At 42.9% G+C, this 2,935-nt stretch carries 2 protein-coding genes and 1 pseudogene; 1 reads left to right on the plus strand and 2 read right to left on the minus strand.

The genetic code is table 11. The features are described 5' to 3' along the window. Positions 1–140: pseudogene (locus JZU62_RS07295) on the minus strand (elongation factor Ts); the annotation flags it as partial. A gap of 2 nt (positions 141–142) precedes the next feature. Then, on the minus strand, positions 143–922 hold the full coding sequence (rpsB, locus tag JZU62_RS07300; RefSeq protein WP_295013355.1) for a 30S ribosomal protein S2: 780 nt from the start codon (positions 920–922) through the stop codon (positions 143–145). 306 nt (positions 923–1,228) lie between these two features. On the opposite strand from rpsB, the gene JZU62_RS07305 reads away from it, so the two are divergent. Further along, on the plus strand, positions 1,229–2,788 hold the full coding sequence (locus JZU62_RS07305; protein WP_295013357.1) for a DUF3373 family protein: 1,560 nt from the start codon (positions 1,229–1,231) through the stop codon (positions 2,786–2,788). Positions 2,789–2,935 lie beyond the last annotated feature (147 nt).

A 2,935-nucleotide genomic window follows, 5' to 3' on the forward strand; every position in this document is an offset into this window, starting at 1 on the left:
GCCATACCACGGTCACGCAAAAATTCTTTTGCTTTTTCCATGTCGCCATCACACTCAGTGAGGGCTTTTTTACAATCCATCATCGGCGCATCAGTCGCCGCGCGGAGGTCTTTTACCATCGCTGCTGTAACTTCTGCCATGATTACGCTTCCTCTGCTACTACTGCTACTTCTTCGACAGCCGCTTCAACTGCTACTTCAGATGCAACTTCTTCGTCTGCTACCGCTTCGTCGTTTCCGCCGTTGCGAAGTGCTTTACCTTCGTTGATCGCTTCTGCCATTTCTTTACAGAAAAGTTGGATAGAGCGGATCGCATCGTCATTTCCAGGGATTGGAATGTCGATAACGTCTGGATCACAGTTAGTATCAAGTGGTGCAACAACACGGATACCGAGGTTACGAGCTTCTTGAACCGCGATGTGTTCTTTTACCGCATCGATAACGAACATCATGTCAGGCAATGTTTTCATATGACGGATACCGCCGAGGTATGCAATCAATTTTTCTTTTTGACGATTCATCATCAACGCTTCTTTTTTAGTCAAAAGGTTGATTTGTCCGTTTGCTTGCATCTCTTCGATGATATCAAGTTTACGAATTGATTTTTGGATTGTTGGGAAGTTTGTCAACATTCCACCCAACCAGCGGTTGTCAACGTATGGCATACCACAAGCAACTGCCGCGTCACGGATCGCAACGCGTGCTTGTTTTTTGGTTCCTACGAAAAGGACAGTTTGCCCCTCAGCCGCAGCATCAACAACTTGTTGATACGCATTGCGGAAATAACGCAATGTTTTTTGAAGATCGATGATGTAAATGTTTTTACGAACACCGAAAATATATTTTTTCATTTTCGGATTCCAACGACGTGTTTGGTGACCGAAGTGTACACCGCATTCTAAAAGGTCTTTCATTGTTACCATAGTGATAACTCCTGTGTAAAAATAGTTTGTTCTTCGTTGTCTTGGGCGAATGCTAACAGAGCCGATGATGCATCGGGTGCACGAGAACCGCGTGATCGCTTGCGAATTTTTTCCCACGTCTGAATAAAAGAGGAGAGAAAATCGGGCGAATTATACTAAAAGGGCTCTTAAATTTAGCTGTATTTAATGTTCGGATTTTGTCACGTTTTTATCACACACATTCTCACTCATTCAAATTACTTTTATATAATTTTTGTTAATATCATCCACACCATAATGGAGAACCATTAAAAATAAGGAGAAATGATGAAACAACGAATCTTTGGTTCACTCATCACTGCCGCATTACTGAGCACAACCGCATTTTCAGATAATACGCTAATGCAGCGGTTTGAAAAAATGGAGAAAGAGATGGCGACCCTCAAAGCTGAGATTAACGCCCTGAAAGCTGAAAAAGTGCAAAGCTCGGCACTCACACAAAGCAGTCCAAAAACACAAGTAGCCTCTGCTGATGAGTCAAAAGATGTTGCCAAGACACTCGAAGATCTCCAAGATCAAATCAGTGATATTAACAAAAAGACAAATGGAAACAATCTCAAATTTGGAGTTGATTTCCGTACCAGTGTCGACAATATACAATACAAAATGGCGGATGGAAGCAAACAGGAAAACGATGCCCTTCTCAGCAACCGCTTGTGGCTCAACATGAGTTATGCCGCTACTAAAAATCTCAGTTTTGTCGGTCAGCTCGCTTACAATAAAATATTTGGTCAACGCGCTGCAACAGCATCAAGTTCAGCAATGGAAGGGTTTGACTGGGTCAGCGGTGAATCAGCTTATGATGATACCCTCCGCATACGATCAGCCTACTTTTTCTATACCGGAGATGAACTTGCCGGACTGGATATGCCATGGACATTTAGCGTCGGTCGCCGTCCATCAACCGAGGGGCACCTCATCAACTTCCGTGACGATGTCAAAGCCTCTTCTCCATTAGCGCATGCCATCAATGTCGAATTTGACGGTGCTAGTGCCAAATTCGGTACCGAAGAACTTACCGGTTTAACAGGTTCCTATTTTAAACTCTGTGCCGGACGCGGAATGAGTGAAGCGGAACCAAGATTTTCAGCAACCCCGTATACAGGTAATGGCTCCACAAAAACAAATGATATTGATATGGCAGGGATCATTATCGTCCCCTACGATGATAAACAATACAGCTCCGGATTTCAATACACCTATGCAAATAATTTGATAGATACTACCAACTCACCTTTCAATGCAAACGGCACAGTAAACGGAACTTATGATTCAAGTATGAAAACTGTCGGTGGTCTCCATACCGCTACTGCTTTTGCAATGGTGAATGGAATTGGAGACGGATGGAGTGAATTTTTAGATGATTCTATGATTTTCATTAGTGGAGCCATGTCTAAAACTGATCCTTATGCTGGAAAAGGCGGTATGCTAGGCTCAACTGAGAATCAAATCGGTTATAGCTATTGGATAGGAACCCAATTTCCATCCCTTATCAGTGATGAAGGTCGCTGGGGAGTTGAGTTTAATCATGGTTCCAATTACTGGCGTCCGATCACTTACGGCGAAGATACTTTGATCGGTTCTAAAATTGCCGCTCGTGGAGATGCATATGAAGTGTATTTCACCGAACCTCTTGTCAAAGATATCCTAACGTTCCAACTCCGTTATACATACATTAATTATGATTACACAGGTAGTAATGGGTTCTTTGGAAGTAGTAGTGGTTCTCCTGTAGCTATTGGAGATGTACCAACTGGAACACCGATGAGTTCTAATGTTGTAGATAAAGCCCAAGATATTCGAGCCTATATTCGCTATAAATTTTAATCTTTTCCCGCATCAGCGGGATCAGTTTATCCTACTAACGCAGCCAGTTCCTCTTTTACTTTAGCCACATGATCTTTCACTTTCACGTTCGACCATGCCGCTTTGACGATTCCTTTTGGATCGATAATGTACGTTGAGCGGACGATA

The organism is Sulfuricurvum sp., from assembly GCF_019163035.1.
Lineage (GTDB): Bacteria > Campylobacterota > Campylobacteria > Campylobacterales > Sulfurimonadaceae > Sulfuricurvum.

What these genes read in the sequence shown, in the direction of transcription:
- rpsB (WP_295013355.1), bottom strand. Translation starts at nt 922, where the DNA reads ATGGTAACAATGAAAGACCTTTTAGAATGCGGTGTACACTTCGGTCAC.
- JZU62_RS07305 (WP_295013357.1), top strand. Translation starts at nt 1,229, where the DNA reads ATGAAACAACGAATCTTTGGTTCACTCATCACTGCCGCATTACTGAGC.